The following is a 19434-nucleotide window of genomic DNA, read 5'->3' as shown; positions in this document are numbered from 1 at the left end:
ACGAATATCGGTTCTGTCACCTGGTCTCAGCTCGTTTTCGTCAAGGTATATGTGAACAAGCTTTGTTTCTTTCTTTTGCTCTACAAACACGTCTTTAAGGTCGAACCAATCCAGCATGTGTTCGGGCAAAAGACATTCTGCAAGGAGTCTATACTTTTCCATATTTATCCGTTCTTTGACTTTATAAACGGACAATATAGTGTTTTTTATTGTACTACGATATCCACACACTTTTTCCAGTGGTCCGAAAAAATGCAGCGAATACTTAGGATGATGGAAGACTTGGACGTTGTATATGCCCAAGACTGCCGTTATCTGAAAGAAATTATCGAGTCAATCCCTAACAGTTTAAGCAAGTCAGCCCAAAAGGAGGAGGATAAGGAGCTTAGGGCTTTAAAGGAAGAGATGTGGGCTGTCGTTGAGAGATATTCCAACACGACACGAACAAAACCTAACCGTGCCACACTGTTCGCTGACAGGGTGAAGCGTGTTTGCAGACGTATCAATGAGGTGAATGCGGCAAGGACCTTTAGCGGCAAGGCACGCAACAAAGGCGATAGGGCGTTCTCTTCTACCGTCAGATGTCGCAGGATGAAAAAGCATGTTGATGATGCGCGTAAGTTTCTTGAGGGAATATATGAGGAAATTAAAGAAATACCTTATTTCTCAAAAGACCAAGCAGATTGCATATATAGAGATGTGGAGCACATAAGAGAGCTGTCGCAGAGAATACACTTAATAAAAGGTAAAAAGGTGGAGCGCCAGTATCCGTATATTGCAGAGGCATATCAAAGGGATTCACTATTGCGTGGAAACAAACGAGCAGAAAAGCCATTAAAGAAATTCCTTGAGTCTACACGGAAGATATCAGACTTCTTCGATTCTTTCGATTTGGATAAGTTAAGGACGGTCTTGTCAAGAAAGGTTCGTCCCGGCTATCGCTACACTTATCCAGCAACGGTCCTTATCAAGAACAGATTCTGGGATACAGACAAAAGCTCGGTCTATTCTAATGATTTTCTTGAGGTTCTCAAGGCAACATACTTCGATTATCATCAGGAGATGGAGTGGCTTAGAGATATCGTCGATATAAATCATAAAGATCTTTTAAAGGAAGGCGGAAAGTTCCGATATATAAAGAAGCGCAAAATCCAGTATGAGCGTACAGCAGAGAAGTGTCTTCTTGTAAGATTCTATCCTGACACCCTCGCCATAACTCAAGCACAGCAGCCGCTGACTCGTGAAGAGGCCATTGAAGGAAAAAAGATGGCGGACTACCTGAAGAGATATCTGAAAATCAACAAGCTGAATAAATACATCAAGATTCCATGGAATGAACTGAGAGGTGAATGGCGTCTGATGTGTCAGACCTATGGCGCAGTCCGTTCTGCCTGGATTGTAGCCCAGGCTTCTGCGCCTAATTTCAATCCATCGGACTATAAAGAAGAAGGTAACGAAGGTTTTCAGAATGTCACACCAGTGACACGTATGCTGCCTGACCGTTTCGTTCTGAACGCTAAGCTTAAGCTTGACGCTCGACGCAGTCGCGAGTTCTCATTCATCGGTCGTCGTCTGCCGGAAGAGCTGCAGGTGGGATTCAATATGTTTGAGATGGGAAAATCCGGCAACGACATGTACGACAAGACCGATGAAGGCAGGCTGAAACTCAATAAGGGCCTTGCATGGATGACAGATTTTGATGAGGCGGAGCGTATAGGTATGGCAATGACCATTCCGCTTGACGAGATGAAGCATCGTCGTAAGACCTACCGTGAGAACAAGGATAAGAACAACTGCGGAAAGGAAATGCTCCGTACATACGAATTTGAACACATCATTGTCAGCGGAGTCATTGACGATGATAACAAAGGCACAAAGTCGAAGAAAGAGCTTAAGGATATGCTGACGTCATATCTGTACGAAGACGGCGGACTGAAGTTCCTTAAGACAGGAACGCCCACGAACATTCTCACAGAAGAAGACCAGTCCGATTATGACACCTCTGAAACAAGGATGATGGACAAGTCTTTCGACTTTGTAAGCGATCATCTTACCTATCCCCTTAAGGTCAGGCAGATAAAGGATGGAAAAGGCATTGTCATCACCGTTGGTCCCAACTCAAAAAACAACAGCAATGAGTCAGATTCCTTCAGACTGAACGCCTTATTCGGATTCGACAACGCCACGAGTCCTCTTACATACGCCGCAGATTCTGACAATATGGAGATTCACAAGGCAGAGGTTGTGAGTGCCGCAGTAAGTGGAAAGATTGATGACAGACTGTCTGATCTAAGGGAAAAATTAACTGGCGATGGAAATAGTGATGGTCTGCTTGCTCGCGGCTATTATCCGGTAGTTCGTGTTGGCAAGCAGCCTTTCGGAGTGCTTCCCGTTATGGATATTAGACGGTACAGAATGTGCGATCTTACTTCTTACTATGATCAGTATAAGCTATGTGATAGGTATCTTGATTTTGAGTTGTGGGATCAGATATATAGGGACATAAATTATGTCACCAATTGGAATTTCCTTTCAGAAAAGACTCTTACTGGAATAACCGGCGATGCCTATCAAAGGTATATGAAGGTGATGAGCATGACTCCAACCAGCACAACATTCCAAAAACGTCAGGTCCTGACAATGGAGAACACCAAGGCGGGCGAATATGGCGAAACAGTGGAAGTGCCAGTAAATGGCGATGCAGGTGTGGAGTCACTTGAGGGTAAAGCCAATAAACTCGTGGCAGTGTGTGAGGAGATAAAGAAATTTCCACGAGTGAAGGCATTGAACATCAGCGACGATGAGTTGTTTGACCTGGTGGCAGAATGTGTGGATGTGAGAACCTATCGTCTGGATGCCAGTTTCACAAAGATGGCTCATTCTATGATAAGAAATGGAGCTGACTATATTCTCGGTGCCTACGGTTGGGTGCTTGACCTGAAAGAGGACAAGGCAGAACCTATATCTGACGAATACATCATCGCACCGTCAATAACGCATGCAAAGACAGCGGCTGTATTGCGAAGCGCCTACGCCAAAAGTCAGAGAGGCGACAGCCATAAAGATGTCGACAACAATACGTTGGCAATAAATCTGTCAGCACGTAGAGTGCGCATTGCCAAGCGTATAATTGACGGCGTCAAGAGCGGTCTGGCTATTGGAGCCATTCTGGGGGCTGACCTTGAGCGGAGCATACATGAGGAGATGCTCGATGTATGTATTCTGCCGTTGAGGAAGAAGTTCACTCTCTTGTCGTCACGTCTGAATACGGACGGAAGCACATCCACATCCTCCAACCTTAACACTGGCAATGCGAAGGAAGACTCGAAGAATTATGCTTTGGCAGTAATAAACGGTACTAAGCTGATAAACGCCCTGAACGAGATAAAGATTAAGGGCGACGTGGACAACATACTCACACTACGTCAGTATTTCACGCGGAACGACAAGGAATGGCAGGCGTTTGTCAATGGCATTGACGGACTTCGTCAGACTCTGAACGGAAAAAAGAGAGATATGCTGAAAAAGCTCGTTATGGACATGGCGGACAGCTATGATGCGCTTACCGATGTGGTGATGTCTGAGAGCATATATAAACTATGTGAAGGAAACACTGCTGCCGTGGACGCAATAATGAAGAGTATGAATAACGAGACCAACTTCCCGACACCGGAATTCGTGGAGCAGCCGATGTCATGTGCACGAATTGAGCAAAGAGTGGTTGTGGGTCTTGACGCTTCGGCGTATGTAGAGAAAGCGGCTTGTTCGGGCAGCGTGTTCCTGTATGCCGACCCTGCCGTAGACGGATGGCTTACGGGGCTGCTCTCAAGTATGAGCATAGTAAAGGATAAAGTAATGCCAGCTTCGGCTATCGTCTATATGTCGCAGAACATGAACGGTCTTCAGGCCTTACTCGACCATAAGTATGACGAGGTGCTGTCGGAATATCAGCTTATGCTCAATGCGCTGCGTGAGATGATAGGCAATGCCCATCCATTACGTCATGACGAACTGGAGCATACATCTGCTGGCGACTGCGTGAGCGATCCTGACATCAAGGAACTCAGCTCACGTGTGGGTAAGGTGGCGTCAATGGTGGAGGATGTTCTTGAGAAGGTCCATGAAATCGTTGGCGATGCCGGTCCGAACGACGACGAATACTACACACCCACGGAAGACATCGTTGTGGCACTCAAGCATCTGGCTTCGCTTGGCAATCATTCTGCGTATAAGTTGCTTGAGAATCCAGAGGATGTCACATGCGACGACGTAAGGCAGATTGTCGGTACGTTGCGTGAGGCAGTGACTTCGGCTAAGACTGTAAGCCCATCTTCAACGGCAGAAGACTGTCAGAAAGCCATCAGGGATATGCTCTGCAATGAGGTGATGGTGGTGCCACGATTCTCTTTGGATACTGAGCATCTCGACACGAAGGGACTTGCCTACCAATTAAATAAGGACAGGCAGTTCTTTAAGAATGTCAATCCCGAAACCTATGACGAGTATGTGGAGCAGGTGGCAAGGGTAAGAAAGCAGGTGTCGCTGCTTCATCAGGTCAATCTGTTCGCATTCTTCAATGACGGCACCGACCTTGACATGAAGGCAATGCAGATGCCGGTTGATGGCATGGAGAACCAGCAATGGATAGGTGTGGAGGTTGAAGAGGACAAGGTCTGTGATGCCAACTCATACATCATAGTCAATTCCTGCGACTTTGCCAATGATCTCAGAAGCGGCAATTATGCTGCGGGGCTGGTTGTCGACTTCTGGACGGAAAGCATTCCGCTCAAGGAACAGACTGCAGCCATAACCTTCAGCTATGACCAGCCAGACGCGGAAGCTCCACAGACTATTATTTATGCGGTTAACCCACGAGTGCGATGGGGCAACCGCTGGAATTATCAAGAGTTGGCAGGCGCACTGAAAAGTACGCTCGAACTGGTGAAGTTGCGTGCTCTCGAACCTGATGATCTTCTTCGAAACCGATGGGCATCGAAGGAACTGTTATCCTAATTGTCAAACCTTAAACAGTAAATGATTATGGCAAACCAAGATATTAACAGCAAGATTTCAACCAGCCTGACCACCCGTCTTGAGACACGTACCCGAAACGGAGATATCACGGATGCGCTTCGTTTTCGTGTGCATGATGCCTTGTGGATGCTCACCCGTCAGTGGCAGTTGGGCGAGTTTAATGGCAACGATGCTGGTACTGCCATTGCCGTGAAATGCAAAGCATGGCAAACAAAGATGAGCAATCCCGTGAAAAGCGTGGTTGATACGGGTGAGGACCTTTGTCAGTATCCTATCGAACCGCAGATAGAGCAACTCAGACACGAGATGACTCCGATGGTCAGAGTGGAATCGGCAATGCGCTATATGGTCATCCTTAAAAAACGGATGAAAAAGGACGAGATGGCAAAGAAGCTACGTGAACTGAGAACGCGCTATCCTCTCGATTGCGAATATGGCGCCACCAGCTTCGACAATCAGCCTTCAGCCGTGACTCCAGCCTTGAAAGACATCGTGGAGTATTCAAAGAAGCAGAATTCACAGCTTACGAGTTTTGCCAAAGCGTTCTCCGGTAAGGCTTTTGACGGCGTTAAGCTGTTCGAGGATCTGACCGTTCATGGCTGCAAAAACGATTATGATAGAGAATATGCAGAATAGTTCCGCAAGAACTACGGCATTGTTCATCAAGACTATTGGGACACAAGGTCGATGCGCTATGACTGCACTTTCAATATCGGCAACAACTCGCTGAAGTGTAAGGATTACGCAGGCGGACGCTTGTCATGGTATAGCTTTGACGAAGCAGACGTGAAGGACGATACGGTAAAGAAAGAAGCTGACAACAAGCCCGCTCCGAAAGAGCACGAGTTTTACGGCATACCAACACTTGCCACCTACAGTGGAGCACCGAACAAACGCCTTTGGGAGTTTGAGGACCACATGGTGTATATGGGCGACTCCAAAGATATGCAGTCGCAAGGCAACATCGTGATGATGCAATATGCAACAATGTACAGCAATGACTGGATGATAATGCCGCTGACCGTAGAGGTGGGCGATTACATAGAAGTGAAAGAGCTTACTGTCTGGGATACGTTCGGCGTAAAGAGTACCATTAAGAATCAGAAAAACAGCCAGCAGGGCGTTACGGACGACGTAAAATGGCAGATGTTCACACATACTCCGGCAAGCAACATCTCGAAGATAGATATGAACGGTCTGTTGCTGCCACCGGTGCTGCCGTCAACAGTGGAGAGCGAGGCCGTGGAGGAAGTGATGTTCGTCCGTGACGAAATGGCTAACATGATCTGGGGTATAGAGACCAAGGTGCAGGACGGATGTGGAGGTGTGATGGACGCAGCTAAGCTTGCCAATAATATAGCAAGCAAGATAGACGACGAGAACGAAAAGCGCGAGGTGCCGGGAAAGGTTACTGTAAGCGAGTCGGCTGATGGTGACGTGGAAGTGGAGCGTACGAAGAAGTCTGACTTCAGGTATGTCCTGCGCACGGATGTGCCCCTCAATTGGATTCCGTTCCTGCCGCAACAGCTTCCCGGTCAGCATAAGGAGATAGCGTTAAGAAGAGGAAAGATGCCATTCTATGTTTACGACGAAGCCGGACAGACCGGCGACTATTACGCCGTGCGTCCGATAAGCAGTCTGCTCAATGGGGTCTATACTTCCGTTTCAGGCAAGATAAAGGAGAAGCCGATGTATATTGCCGAAGAGGAGATACTTCAGACAGGAACCCGCCTCATCAAGAACTATCAGCGTGCACGTTGGTTCAACGGCAAATCGTTCAACTGGTTAGGCATAGAAAAGCGTCTCGGAAACATGCAGGCAAATTCCGGATTGGCTTTCGATAAGCTGTTGGATCCCGTAAAATAATGTTTTATAGGAAAATACGCAAAAAAGTGAACGAATAACTTGCACGAACAAAAAAGTATTCGTATATTTGCGACATAAATAGCGAATCCGCGCCGCCAGGCCAACTGGCGGTGTCGGAGGAGCCTTCAGCAGGTGAAGGACAGTACGACATAACAGAAAAAATTTTGTGAAAGAACCCGGTTGAACCATCACTTACTCTTTCTGTGGACTGTTCTTGAGACGGATTTCTCTTAAATGGGAAGAAGGAGAAGAATTTGCCTCGCATTTTGTTTTTGTGAGAGTTTGCTTAGACAGAAAGGGGATTTTCTTGCTCTGGATTTTCGTTTTTGAGATTGAAGCTCTTGGGCAGACATGGAGTTAGAGGAGAAGGCAAGCGGATCAAGTACACCTGCAAGTAGGGCGGCGCACGTGAAGCGCCACTCAAAACGGGAGCTACGGCTCCCGTTTTTTTGTGCCATTACGGATCAAGACAGCTACTATTAACCAACCTACATAAAGTCCAAGTAGTCCGTACGGTTCTCCTATGCTTATCAGTCTTCCTTCTCGAAGTGCTGATAGTCCTTCAGTGAGCGATAGTCTCCGCCCCATCTGAAGCCGTGTTGCTTGAAGAGACGGTAGGCAAGGTCGTTACGGTCAATCTTGTATTTGAATGTTTTGGTGCGGTCGGCATACTTTCTTCCCTTTTCGGGGCTGACCTTATACGTACCGTCCTGACGGCGCTTTACGTAAGGATTGTAGAGCGGATTGATGTCAACGGCTTTGCCGAGGCTGTGGTTGGAGAGCTTCTTTGATCCGGCTACGGTGCGATAATTGAAGCACGTGGTGTTGTTATGCTCCATAGACCGTATGTCGTCAGCTCCATAATTGTCGATGAGCTGCATGTGCTCAATGGGATACTTGGCTTCAAAGAGCTTACGGAAAATGTCCGTAAGGTCGTCGGCAATGTCCTTATGGCAAATCATTTCACCCAATTTAATGCGTCCGTCCTCTGTGTAATGAAGGAGGTGAAGGTAGCGCAACGAGGAACGTAGGACGCGGCAGTCCTTCTTATACGAGTTGCCATAAATTCTGCCGAACACAGCGTCACTTATGGGCATGGAGGCGAAGCAGCGGTTCGTGCCGTACTTTCTCACGTCCTCTGCCGACACCTCTTTGCCTACCTGCCATTCCTCAAGTATGCGGAATGTCGGCTTGTTGTCTGTCTTCTGCATGCTGACAGAGCGAGTGTTGGCAGATTGCTGCGCACATGCGACAACAGTTTGTTGGTTATTGTCATGCCGTGGCTGGCTGCAAGTGGCTGACGAAGCTGGTAGCAGAGTGCATAAAGATGTGGTGGCGAGAATATGTAAGATGTTTTTCATACATAGGTTGTGTTAAACGAAAAGTCGGTTATATATAAAAACGAAAAACCGCCGGCCCTATCGGACCAGCGGTTAATCTCTCATTTTTTTGTTCGAACTATCGAATTACTGAGCAACTGAGTCAGTAGCAACTGTTGTATCAGCAGCAGCTGTTGTATCCTCTACCTGTACGGTATCGCTGTCAGCGTTAGCAGCAGGAGCTGCAGTCTTGTTACCACATGATGCGAAAGAGATAGCTGCGATAGCTACGAACATTAAAACCAATTTCTTCATTTTTTCTTTGCTTTTTAAATCTGTAAAACAATCATTTGTTTATTAAAACATTGCAAAGGTATATATTTTTTTGATACGGCGTTAATCTTTTAAGGATTTTTTTTTGCCTTTTTTGTAACCCACTCAGAAAGCATTGAATATCAATAAGATACAAACTACTAACAAATGTTAATCTTTTCATTACATCATTGTTTACCCTTTTTTATGCTGTTTTTAACACTTTTGTGCACGTACAAACCATGCCGTGAGAGTCACAGGCAAAAGCCCACAGGAGCACGAAAAGCAACGCTTTTGTGGCGAAAACAGGTTGTAATGGGGATGTTAATGAGGAAATTTACGTAACTTTGTATTCTGGTTGCGGACGGGAAGGGTCTGTCTGCAGCCTCTATAATATATATATATAATAAGGTATATAAAAGGTAAAGATGATAAATACATCAGTTTTTCAGAATAAGAAGGCTGCCTACTACACGTTGGGCTGCAAGCTTAACTTTTCGGAAACATCTACGTTCGGCAAGATGCTTTCTGAGCTTGGCGTACGACAGGCGGAGGAAGGCGAACAGGCAGACATCTGCCTCATCAACACTTGCTCCGTTACAGAGGTGGCTGACCATAAGTGCCGACAGGCCATTCATCGTATGGTCAGGCAGAATCCGGGCGCGTTTATGGTGGTGACAGGATGTTACGCACAGCTGGAGTCGGAGGCGGTCAGCCGTATTGAGGGCGTCGACCTCGTGCTCGGATCCAACGAGAAGGCAGACCTCGTGCAGTTCTTGAGCGACGCTTGGACTGCAAAGGAGACCGCTGCCGAACAGGAAGCAGACACAGGAGCGGCAGACGGAGCCTTACATCAGTATCATTCCGTACGCACTAAGCAGATAAAATCGTTCGCCCCGTCGTGCTCGCGCGGCAACCGCACACGCTATTTTCTCAAGGTACAGGACGGCTGCGACTACTACTGCACGTACTGCACCATTCCTTACGCACGTGGCAACTCACGCAATCCCACCATCGCTTCCCTTGTCAGCCAGGCGCGTCAGGCAGCTGAAGAGGGAGGAAAGGAGATTGTGCTCACGGGCGTTAACATCGGCGACTTCGGCAAGACCACCGGCGAAAGCTTCCTCGACCTTGTGAAAGCCCTTGACGGCGTGGAGGGCATCGAGCGTTATCGCATCAGCAGCATGGAGCCAGACCTGCTCTCTGACGAGCTTATCGACTTCTGTGCACAGAGCCGTGCCTTCATGCCCCACTTCCATATTCCGCTCCAGAGCGGCAGTGACGAGGTGCTCCGACTGATGCATCGCCGTTATGACAAGCAGCTCTTCGCTCACAAGATAGAACTCATTAAGAACCGCATGCCCGATGCCTTCATCGGCGTGGACGTGATGGTGGGTTGTCGTGGAGAGACGGAGGAATGCTTCGAGGAGTGTCTCAACTTCCTTACGGCCATGGACGTCACCCAGTTGCACGTATTCCCGTACAGCGAACGTCCCGGAACCGCAGCCCTGCGCATCCCTTACATAGTGGCAGACGCTGACAAAAAACAGCGCAGCAAGCAGCTGCTCGACCTCAGCGAGGAGAAGCGCATCAGCTTCTATGAGAAGTATATCGGCACGGAGCAGGAGGTGCTCTTCGAGAAAGCCACACGCGGAAAGGCCATGCACGGTTTCACACGCAATTATGTGCGTGTAGAGTTGGCACCGCAGTTGGCGAAGGAAGAGTATGACAATCAGCTGCTGCACGTACGTCTCGGCGACTTCAATCATGACAAGTCGGCGCTGAAGGCGTCATTGCTGTAACAGCCGGAGTCTCTGAAAGGAACAATAAAGACAATGAAGAAAGTATCGATAGTAATCCTCAACTGGAACGGTGCGGCTATGCTGCACCGGTTTCTGCCTACGGTGGTGGATCATTCCGCGGACATAGCCGAGATAGTGGTGGCGGACAATGCCTCATCGGACAACTCAATAGAGATACTGAAGAGCGAGTTTCCGGAAGTGCGCATCATCGTGCTCGACCGCAACTATGGCTTTGCAGGCGGATATAACCATGCATTAGAGCAAGTGAGCACACCTTATTATATGCTTCTCAACAGCGATGTGGAAGTCGGCGAAAACTGGCTCGGTCCGCTCATCGACTTCATGGACGCCCATCCCGAAGCGGCAGCATGCCAGCCGAAGCTTCTGGCGGAGCACACCCGTGACCACTTCGAGTACGCAGGAGCAAGCGGAGGCTACATCGACCGCTACGGCTATCCCTACTGCCGTGGTCGCGTTTTCGAGACCGTGGAGAAAGACGAGGGACAGTACGACGACATTGTGGAGGTGCTTTGGGCGACCGGAGCCTGCCTGATGATACGTCGTGACGACTTCTGGAGAGTCGGAGGATTCGACGAGCGCTTCTTTGCTCACAACGAGGAGATTGACCTCTGCTGGCGACTCTTCAACCTCGGAAGGCGAATTTTCTGCGTGCCGCAATGCCATGTCTATCATGTCGGAGGCGGCACATTGCCAAAAGGAAATCCCATGAAGACCTTCCTCAACTTCCGCAACAACCTCACCATGCTCTATAAGAACCTGCCAGAGAAAGACCTCCGCCACGTGATGCGCATGCGTTTCTGGCTGGACTATGTGGCAGCCTTCAAGTCGTTGCTGCTTGACCGCAACTGGGGCGAATTCCGTGCTGTGATACGTGGACGCAAGGCTTACAAGGCGTGGCGTGCCGACTTTGCCGACGATCGCCGTAACATCCAGGCTTCACGTGTGGTCAGAAACGACAGCAGCGTGGCTGACCTGCTCCCAAGAGCCTCCTACTCCATCCTTTGGCAGTATTACGTCAAGGGCAATCGTATGTATAAATATTTGAGAAAAGCGAAATAACACGCATTTTTTTTGATATTTTAAAGGTTAAACGACAAGAATAGGCTTGTCGTTTAACTTTTTTAGCTGATTTGCTTGTTTGTTAAAATCTTTTTTAGTATTTTTGCATTTGAAAATACTAAAACGCTTCTCTGCGCGCCTTCGCAGAGCAAGAAAAGAAATGATATTTGGGCATAACCGTAGTGAGAAAAATATACATTATAATAATAAGCATCGTATTATTGGCTTCGACAGCATGTGAACTCAAGTTGAAGCAATATGGTGACGACAGTCGTCAAACGTTGGTGGAAGTGCAACGTTACGACCGTCTGCAGAGTCGTTATCTCACAACGGGAGACTTTTCCGCCCTTCAGCAGATGAACATCGAATATGCGATGGAGACGCGCACCTTGATTGAGGACGTGCTGAAGATTGGCGAAGTGAACGACCCGGAAATCAATTCCAAGTTTCTCAGTTTCTATCAGGACACCACTCTTCAAGCCATCATAGCCGAAGCGGAGGCGCAATATGCCAACATGTCGGACATCAACACGCAGATGAGTGATGCCTTCAAGCGGCTTCAGAAGATGATTCCCAGCTTGAGCATCCCCGTGGTCTACTCCCAGATAGGTGCTCTCGACCAGAGCGTGATTATCGGAAACAACAGCATAGGCATTTCATTGGACAAGTATCTGGGCGAAGACTTTGCCGTTTATCGCCGCTTCTACAGCGAACACCAACGCAGCCAGATGACCCGTTCGTGCATCGTACCCGACTGTCTGAGCTTCTATCTGCTCAGCATGTTCCCGCTAAAGGACTACGAGTCAGCATCGCAATACCAGCGCGACTTGCACATCGGCAAGATAATGTGGGTGGTGAACAAGGCTATGAAAAAGAAAGTGTTCGCCACGAAGTTTACGGATATAGCCGCCAAGGAAATGGAAAAGTCATCGGGAAAGTCCATAGCGGATATGCTTAAGAAATAAGAATACATAGAGTAACTTTCTAATTCTTCGGCGGTTCCGATGACAATATTTGCATTTCTAATCGCCAGGAGTGCGAGTTGAGCGCACGAAGAAATCTTTAGTGCGAAATTCTTGAGTTTTGAGCGTGCAGTCATAGCGTATTGACGCACAGTTAATTATGCGATTAAAAGAAGAATTGTGCAATGAATAAGGGAACCAAACAAGCGCAATAGCGCCACTTTTACACTATAATAGTGCCACTTTTATCATACAATAGCGCCACTTTTACACTCTAATAGTGGCACTATTGCATGGTAAAAGTGGCACTATTGTTAAGAATTGGTGCTGTTTGCACAGTATAACACCATAAAAACAGCAACCCAGACCTCTAAAATCAATTTTTATTTTGTAACAGCTTTTTACTCTTTGTACGATATTTGCATGGTGGACATGAAGACGTTTTTGACAAGAAGACATGTGCCGAGTAGTTACAATTGCAGCCAAAAGTCTTTACAAATGTTAAATTATGGTACATAAGTGTCAAAAGAACACTTTTGCAAGAAGAAAAGTATTGAAACATTTTGTGGATAGAATAATAAGTGGTAATTTTACACCCATAAAAGCAAAGTACATAAAAAATAACTAAAAACGAAAGTAAATATGAACCTATTCAAGCCTGCATTTATTGGTGTTGCTGCAGCAGCCCTCGCCATTACTGCATGCACATCGGGCAAACCGGTGGAAGAGACTGTTTCAGGACTCAACCCCGCACGTTTCGATTCGATTGTAAACAATAAGAAGACTGCACTCTTCACGCTGAAGAACAGCAACGGCATGGAAGTGTGCATCACCAATTTCGGCGGTCGCGTAGTTTCGCTTGTCGTGCCTGATGCCAACGGCAAACCCACCGACGTGGTGCTTGGCTATGACAATCTGAAACAGTATACCGACTCCGTGAACAGCCCGAGCGACTTCGGTTCGTCTGTAGGACGTTATGCCAACCGCATCGGCGGCGGCAAGCTCACGGTGGCAGGAAAGACATACCAGCTGCCGCAGAACAACTTCGGACATTGTCTCCACGGCGGTCCTTCAGGTTGGATGTATCAGGTTTACGATGCCAAGCAGCCTAACGACTCGACGCTCATCCTCACCATCGTATCTCCCGACGGCGACAACAACTTCCCCGGAACCGTTACGGCACATACCACGTATAAGGTATTGAGCAACAATACGCTGGACATCACCTTCGATGCCACGACAGCCAAGGAGACCGTGGTGAACATGACCAACCACAGCTACTTCAATCTGAACGGCGATCCTTCAAAGGAAGGCACCAATATGTGGCTCTATCTCAACGCGGACAATTACACTCCCGCCGACTCTACATACATGACAACGGGCGAGATTCTTCCCGTAGATGGCACACCGATGGATTTCCGCAAGGCACACGCTCTCTCTCAGACCATCAACGACACCTCGTTCGAGCAGATTCGCAACGCTTCGGGCTACGACCACAACTGGTGTCTCAACACATACAAGGACGGCAAGGGCGACGACACGAAGGTTTGCGCTGTGCTCTGGTCGCCGCTGACAAAGATTGGTCTCTCGATGTATACCAACGAGCCTGGCGTGCAGGTCTACACAGGCAACTTCCAGGGAACTGGCGTAAGCTGCAAGCACGGCATCAAGTATCCGAAGCACGTATCGGTTTGTCTGGAGAGCCAGAAATATCCCGACTCACCCAACAAGCATAACTGGCCGTCGCCTTACCTCAAGCCAGGCGAGAAGTATTACAGCCACGTGGCTTACCGCTTCTGGACCGGCGACTTCTCAACAGACAAGTAAGACGTAGGATAAGCAAAAAGCATAACATTGTTGTCCACATAAAGCTATTGATATTTAACGAGTTTAGTTGTAAAGAAGGCAACGTCGTGATGACGATGCCGAAAAACATAAATAGTTGTAAGACAAAAATCGAATACATATAGAGTTGTTACAGAAAGACAAAGGTTAAATATCGTTTATAGATCGTAGTAGTATAACATATACGGATTAGTAATAGCAGTAATGAGAATAAGCAGCAGGATATCAATCAGCTGGAGTGGACAACAATCAACATATAAGAAATAAACAATAAAGGGAACAAACCCAATAACAATAAAATAAAAACCCAAATAAAAATGAACTTAAACTCACACGAATTTGCATGGCTCGACTGGGCTGTCCTCGTAGTAGGTCTGCTCGGAGTGGTATGGGCAGTATGGCGCGCCATCATGAAAGATAAGAAAGCTTCTAAGGGCGAAAGCTCGTCAGACTACCTCTTCGGTAAGGGCGAGCCTTGGTACGTAATCGGTATGGCAATCTTTGCCGCCAACATCGGTTCGGAGCACCTCGTAGGTCTGGCAGGAACCGGAGCCAAGGACGGCGTAGGTATGGCACACTGGGAGATGCAGGGCTGGATGATCCTGTTCCTCGGATGGCTGTTCGTACCGTTCTATCAGTTGCTTAACAACAAGCTGGGCAAGATCATCACGATGCCTGACTTCCTCAAGTTCCGTTACACACACCGCACAGGCTCATGGCTGTCCATCATCACCCTTGTGGCTTACGTGCTTACAAAGGTGAGCGTCACAGCGTTTACGGGCGGCATCTTCTTCGAGTTCCTCCTCGGCATACCGTTCTGGTACGGAGCCATCGGTCTGATTGCCATCACAGCCGTGTTCACCGTCTTCGGCGGCATGAAGGGCGTGATGACCCTCTCTTCCATCCAGACTCCTATCCTTATCATCGGATCGTTCCTCGTGCTCTTCCTCGGACTCAACATGTTGGGCGACGGCAGCATCGTGGCAGGATGGTCAGCAATGATGGACAATGCCCGCGCCATGCACGACGGCTACGGCATCAACCACATGTTCCATACTGATCAGGGCGACCCGATGTATCCTGAATATCCCGGTTACGTGGTGTTCCTCGGAGCATCCATCATCGGTTTCTGGTATTGGTGTACTGACCAGCACATCGTACAGCGTGTGCTCGGACAGCAGCCCGGCGAGGACAACGCCAAGGTCATTGCACGTGCACGCCGCGGCACCATCGCTGCCGGTTTCTTCAAGATTCTCCCCTGCTTCATGTTCCTCATTCCGGGTATGATAGCCATAGCTCTTCAGCACAAGGCAGGTTCAGGTTTCGACATGGGCGTCAATGCAGCAGGACAGCTCAATACTGACGCAGCTTTCGCCGTTATGGTGAAGAACGTTCTGCCTACCGGCATAAAGGGCATCGTCACCATCGGTTTCGTCTGCGCCCTTGTAGCTTCACTCGCAGCATTCTTCAATTCGTGCGCCACTCTCTTCACCGAGGACTTCTATAAGCCTCTGAAGAAGGGCATGAGCGAGGCTCACTACGTGCTCGTAGGACGTATAGCCACAGTAGTAGTGGTGTTGCTCGGTCTGGCTTGGATGCCGGTGATGATGTCAATGGACACACTCTACACTTACCTTCAGGGCATCCAGTCGCTGCTTGCTCCTTCAATGGTGGCAGTATTCACACTTGGTATCTTCTCAAAGCGCATCACTCCTAAGGCAGGTGAGTGGGGACTTATCGGCGGTTTCGCCATCGGCATGCTCCGTCTCATCACCAATGTCATTACAGACTCAGGCAAGGCTGTTATGGACGGCGCCTTCTGGGACAGCACAGCATGGTTCTGGCAGACCAACTGGCTCATCTTCGAGTGCTGGTTGCTCGTCTTCATCATCGCCATGATGGTGGTTGTGTCATGCTTCACTCCGGCTCCTTCAAAGGAACAGATTGAGGCCATCACCTTCACAACTGACTATCGCAAGATGATTCGCTCAAGCTGGAACGTATGGGATATCGTCGGCACATTGCTCGTAATCGGTCTGTGCGGCGCATTCTACTGGTATTTCTGGTAAAAACTAAAACTAACCCTATCTAAAACTTAATATATATTTTGATCATGGAAAATTTCTATAACGAACACGACAAGCTGTTTGTGGCAGTTGACTGTATAGTCTTTGGTTTCGACGAGGGCGAGCTTCGAGTCTTGATGGGCAAGCGTAAGATGAACCCGGGTCGTGGCGAATGGTCGCTGTACGGAGGTTTCGTCGGCGAGAATGAAAGTGTGGACGATGCCGCAAAGCGCGTGCTCTACGGATTGACCGGACTGAAAGACCTATATATGAAGCAGGTAGGGGCATTTGGCGATGTAGGCCGCGACCCTGGTAACAGGGTGGTGTCCATAGCCTATTACTCGATGATAAATGTAGCTGACTACGATCAGGCACAGCAGCAGGAGCACGATGTGGCATGGGTGAACATTGAGCAACTGCCCGAGATGTTCTCCGACCATCGCAAGATGGTGCTTAAGGCGCGTCGCATGATGCAGGAGAAGATTTCGCACGAGCCGATAGGCTTCAATCTTCTGCCCGAACTATTCACCCTCTCGCAACTCCAGAAGGTCTACGAGGCCGTGAACGGTGAGGAAGTCGACAAGCGTAACTTCCGCAAGCGCATCAAGGAGATGGACTTCATTGAGAAGACCGAACACATCGACAAACTCACATCCAAGCGCGGTGCTTATCTGTATCGCTTTAACAAAAAGGCTTACAACGAAGAGCCGAACTTTAAACTGTAAAAAAGAATCAAATCATTACATAGAGAAATGAAAGATTTAAGCGCACTCAAAGAAAAAGTGTTTCAAGCCAATCTTGACTTGGTGAAGCACAACCTCGTGATATTCACATGGGGTAACGTGTCAGGCATCGACCGCGAAAGCGGACTGGTGGTTATCAAGCCTTCGGGCGTAAGCTACGACAAGATGACCGTAAATGACATGGTGGTAGTGGACCTTGAGACAGGCAAAGTGGTGGAGGGCGACCTCAACCCGTCGTCAGACACTCCCACACACCTCGCCATCTACCGCGCATTCCCTAACGTGGGCGGTGTGGTTCACACACACTCAACCTACGCTACAGCCTGGGCACAGGCCGGCAAGGACATCCCCAACATCGGCACCACACACGCCGACTACTTCCACGACTCCATTCCCTGCACTCCCGACATGACTGAGGCTGAGGTTAAGGGCAACTATGAGCTGGAGACCGGCAACGTGATAGTAAAGAAATTCCAGGACAACAACATCAATCCTGACCACACTCCGGGCGTTCTGGTGAAGAACCACGGTCCTTTCTCTTGGGGCACAGACGCCGACAACGCCGTATATAACGCTGTGGTTATGGAGCAGGTGGCAAAGATGGCATTCGTGTCGTTCTCTGTCAATCCCAATACCACAATGAACCCGTTGCTCGTGGAGAAGCATTTCAGCCGCAAGCACGGTCCCAACGCTTACTACGGACAGAAAAAGAAGAAGTAAGAATTACCCTAACAAATAATAAACAACAACTAAAAAATAATAACTAAAAATATGATTAAGGCATTTGACAATTTCGAGATTTGGTTTGTAACTGGTGCACAGCTTCTTTACGGAGGCGAGACAGTTAAGATAGTAGACGGTCACTCAAAGGATATGGTTGAGGGACTCAACAACAGCGGCATCATCCCAATCAAGGTGGTGTATAAGGGTACAGCCAACTCTTCGGTTGAGGTGGAGACCGTGATGAAGGCTGCCAACAATGACAAGAAGTGCGTCGGTATCATCACATGGATGCACACCTTCTCACCTGCCAAGATGTGGATTAAGGGTCTGCAGGCTCTCAAGAAGCCGCTCCTCCACTTCCATACACAGTATAATGCAGAACTCCCTTGGGAGACTATAGATATGGACTTCATGAACCTCAACCAGTCTGCTCACGGCGATATCGAGTTCGGACACATCTGCACACGTATGCGTGTTCCGAGAAAGGTGGTTGTAGGCTACTGGAAGAGCGAGGCTGCTCAGAAGCAGATTGCCACATGGGCACGTGTAGCTGCCGGTGTAGCTGACGCCCACAATGTACGCTGCCTCATGTTCGGTATGAACATGAACAACGTAGCCGTTACCGACGGCGACCGCGTGGAGTTCGAGCAGCGCATGGGATATCATGTTGACTACTATCCAGTTTCTTCACTCATGGACTACTTCAAGAAGGTGACAGACGCAGAGGCTGACGCTCTCGTTGAGGAATACAAGAAGGAATACACCATCAAGATTGACGAGTCTGGTGAGGAAGTATATTGGGAGAAGGTGAAGAACTCTGCAAAGGCTGAGATTGCTCTCCGTCGCGTACTGAAGGACGAGAACGCCCTTGCATTCACCACCAACTTCGACGACCTCGGCGATGCTGACGTAAACGATCCTAACTTCTGCGGCTTCGACCAGATTCCGGGTCTCGCTTCACAGCGCCTCATGGCAGAGGGCTATGGCTTCGGTGCAGAGGGCGACTGGAAGACAGCTTGCCTCTATCGCACACTCTGGGTAATGAACCAGGGCTTGGAGAAGGGCTGCTCATTCCTCGAGGACTACACTCTCAACTTCGCAGAGGACCGCACATCAAGCCTCCAGAGCCACATGCTCGAGGTTTGCCCGCTTATCGCTACAGACAAGCCAAAGCTTGAGGTTCACTTCCTCGGCATCGGCATCCGCAAGTCACAGACCGCACGCCTCGTCTTCACATCAAAGACAGGCAAGGGCGTTAAGGCAACAGTAGTTGACCTCGGCAACCGTTTCCGTCTTATCGCAAGCGAGGTGGAGTGCATCGAGCCGAAGGCAATGCCTAAGCTCCCCGTTGCTTCAGCTCTCTGGGTTCCGCAGCCTTCATTCGAGGTTGGCGCAGGCGCATGGATTCTCGCCGGCGGTACACACCACAGCGCATTCTCTTACGACATCACAGCTGAGTACTGGGAGGATTTCTGCGAGATTCTCGGCATCGAGTTCGTTAACATCGACAAGAACACCACCATCAGCAGCTTCAAGCAGCATCTCCGCAATAACGAGATCTACTACATGCTGGGCAAGGCTCTGAGATAAAATCAGTTAAGAGTTAAGGATTGAGAGTTGAGAATTATGATTACTATTTAAATTAAACAATTATTTATAAGCAATAAAGCATATCATAACTC

Annotated in this window: 13 protein-coding genes; 11 read left to right on the top strand and 2 right to left on the bottom strand. The window is 48.6% G+C overall.

Features of this window, described 5'->3' with window-relative positions:
* Positions 1–252: 252 nt before the first annotated feature.
* From CHL74_RS05545 to CHL74_RS05535, 3 genes are read left to right on the top strand one after another with little or no spacing between them, the layout of a single operon-like run.
* Entirely contained in the window at positions 253–5013 is a 4761-nt protein-coding gene (locus CHL74_RS05545; RefSeq protein ID WP_141241244.1) for a hypothetical protein, read from the top strand.
* Between the two features lie 27 nt (positions 5014–5040).
* Positions 5041–5670 (top strand): hypothetical protein, encoded by a 630-nt coding sequence (locus tag CHL74_RS05540; RefSeq protein WP_141241243.1) that lies wholly within the window; start codon positions 5041–5043, stop codon positions 5668–5670.
* A 51-nt stretch (positions 5671–5721) separates the two neighbouring features.
* On the top strand, positions 5722–6900 hold the full coding sequence (locus tag CHL74_RS05535; RefSeq protein WP_094880172.1) for a hypothetical protein: 1179 nt from the start codon (positions 5722–5724) through the stop codon (positions 6898–6900).
* 530 nt (positions 6901–7430) lie between these two features.
* On the opposite strand, the gene CHL74_RS05530 is transcribed toward CHL74_RS05535, so the two are convergent.
* Both CHL74_RS05530 and CHL74_RS15720 read right to left on the bottom strand, forming a co-directional pair.
* Entirely contained in the window at positions 7431–8261 is an 831-nt protein-coding gene (locus CHL74_RS05530) for a M15 family metallopeptidase (protein ID WP_254923228.1), read from the bottom strand.
* 105 nt (positions 8262–8366) lie between these two features.
* Entirely contained in the window at positions 8367–8534 is a 168-nt protein-coding gene (locus CHL74_RS15720; RefSeq protein ID WP_441339038.1) for a PG1828 family lipoprotein, read from the bottom strand.
* A gap of 425 nt (positions 8535–8959) precedes the next feature.
* On the opposite strand from CHL74_RS15720, the gene mtaB reads away from it, so the two are divergent.
* The 8 genes from mtaB (at position 8960) to araA (ending at position 19342) form a co-directional block, all read left to right on the top strand.
* Positions 8960–10333 (top strand): tRNA (N(6)-L-threonylcarbamoyladenosine(37)-C(2))-methylthiotransferase MtaB, encoded by a 1374-nt coding sequence (mtaB, locus tag CHL74_RS05525; protein ID WP_094880170.1) that lies wholly within the window; start codon positions 8960–8962, stop codon positions 10331–10333.
* A gap of 33 nt (positions 10334–10366) precedes the next feature.
* Entirely contained in the window at positions 10367–11413 is a 1047-nt protein-coding gene (locus CHL74_RS05520) for a glycosyltransferase family 2 protein (protein ID WP_094880169.1), read from the top strand.
* A gap of 182 nt (positions 11414–11595) precedes the next feature.
* Positions 11596–12378 carry a gliding motility protein GldB-related protein gene (locus CHL74_RS05515; RefSeq protein WP_176452177.1) on the top strand — a complete coding sequence of 261 codons (783 nt, stop codon included), beginning with the start codon at positions 11596–11598 and terminating at the stop codon, positions 12376–12378.
* 639 nt (positions 12379–13017) lie between these two features.
* Entirely contained in the window at positions 13018–14202 is a 1185-nt protein-coding gene (locus CHL74_RS05510; protein ID WP_094880168.1) for an aldose epimerase family protein, read from the top strand.
* 335 nt (positions 14203–14537) lie between these two features.
* Positions 14538–16289, top strand: coding sequence for a sodium:solute symporter (locus CHL74_RS05505; protein ID WP_094880167.1), 1752 nt, complete (start codon positions 14538–14540; stop codon positions 16287–16289).
* Positions 16290–16333: 44 nt separating this feature from the next.
* Positions 16334–17011: an NUDIX hydrolase gene (locus tag CHL74_RS05500; protein ID WP_094880166.1), complete on the top strand. Its 678-nt coding sequence runs from the start codon at positions 16334–16336 to the stop codon at positions 17009–17011.
* A gap of 27 nt (positions 17012–17038) precedes the next feature.
* Positions 17039–17749, top strand: coding sequence for an L-ribulose-5-phosphate 4-epimerase (locus tag CHL74_RS05495; protein ID WP_094880165.1), 711 nt, complete (start codon positions 17039–17041; stop codon positions 17747–17749).
* 51 nt (positions 17750–17800) lie between these two features.
* Complete coding sequence (gene araA / locus CHL74_RS05490) at positions 17801–19342, top strand: L-arabinose isomerase (protein WP_094880164.1); 1542 nt, start codon at positions 17801–17803, stop codon at positions 19340–19342.
* Positions 19343–19434 lie beyond the last annotated feature (92 nt).

Source organism: Prevotella sp. 885 (assembly GCF_002265625.1).
GTDB lineage: Bacteria > Bacteroidota > Bacteroidia > Bacteroidales > Bacteroidaceae > Prevotella.
Note: the sequence above shows the minus strand (reverse complement) of the source record. Positions and strands in the feature narration are given on the sequence as shown.

What these genes read in the sequence shown, in the direction of transcription:
- CHL74_RS05545 (WP_141241244.1), top strand. Translation starts at nt 253, where the DNA reads ATGCAGCGAATACTTAGGATGATGGAAGACTTGGACGTTGTATATGCC.
- CHL74_RS05540 (WP_141241243.1), top strand. Translation starts at nt 5,041, where the DNA reads ATGGCAAACCAAGATATTAACAGCAAGATTTCAACCAGCCTGACCACC.
- CHL74_RS05535 (WP_094880172.1), top strand. Translation starts at nt 5,722, where the DNA reads ATGCGCTATGACTGCACTTTCAATATCGGCAACAACTCGCTGAAGTGT.
- CHL74_RS05530 (WP_254923228.1), bottom strand. Translation starts at nt 8,261, where the DNA reads ATGAAAAACATCTTACATATTCTCGCCACCACATCTTTATGCACTCTG.
- CHL74_RS15720 (WP_441339038.1), bottom strand. Translation starts at nt 8,534, where the DNA reads ATGAAGAAATTGGTTTTAATGTTCGTAGCTATCGCAGCTATCTCTTTC.
- mtaB (WP_094880170.1), top strand. Translation starts at nt 8,960, where the DNA reads ATGATAAATACATCAGTTTTTCAGAATAAGAAGGCTGCCTACTACACG.
- CHL74_RS05520 (WP_094880169.1), top strand. Translation starts at nt 10,367, where the DNA reads ATGAAGAAAGTATCGATAGTAATCCTCAACTGGAACGGTGCGGCTATG.
- CHL74_RS05510 (WP_094880168.1), top strand. Translation starts at nt 13,018, where the DNA reads ATGAACCTATTCAAGCCTGCATTTATTGGTGTTGCTGCAGCAGCCCTC.
- CHL74_RS05505 (WP_094880167.1), top strand. Translation starts at nt 14,538, where the DNA reads ATGAACTTAAACTCACACGAATTTGCATGGCTCGACTGGGCTGTCCTC.
- CHL74_RS05500 (WP_094880166.1), top strand. Translation starts at nt 16,334, where the DNA reads ATGGAAAATTTCTATAACGAACACGACAAGCTGTTTGTGGCAGTTGAC.
- CHL74_RS05495 (WP_094880165.1), top strand. Translation starts at nt 17,039, where the DNA reads ATGAAAGATTTAAGCGCACTCAAAGAAAAAGTGTTTCAAGCCAATCTT.
- araA (WP_094880164.1), top strand. Translation starts at nt 17,801, where the DNA reads ATGATTAAGGCATTTGACAATTTCGAGATTTGGTTTGTAACTGGTGCA.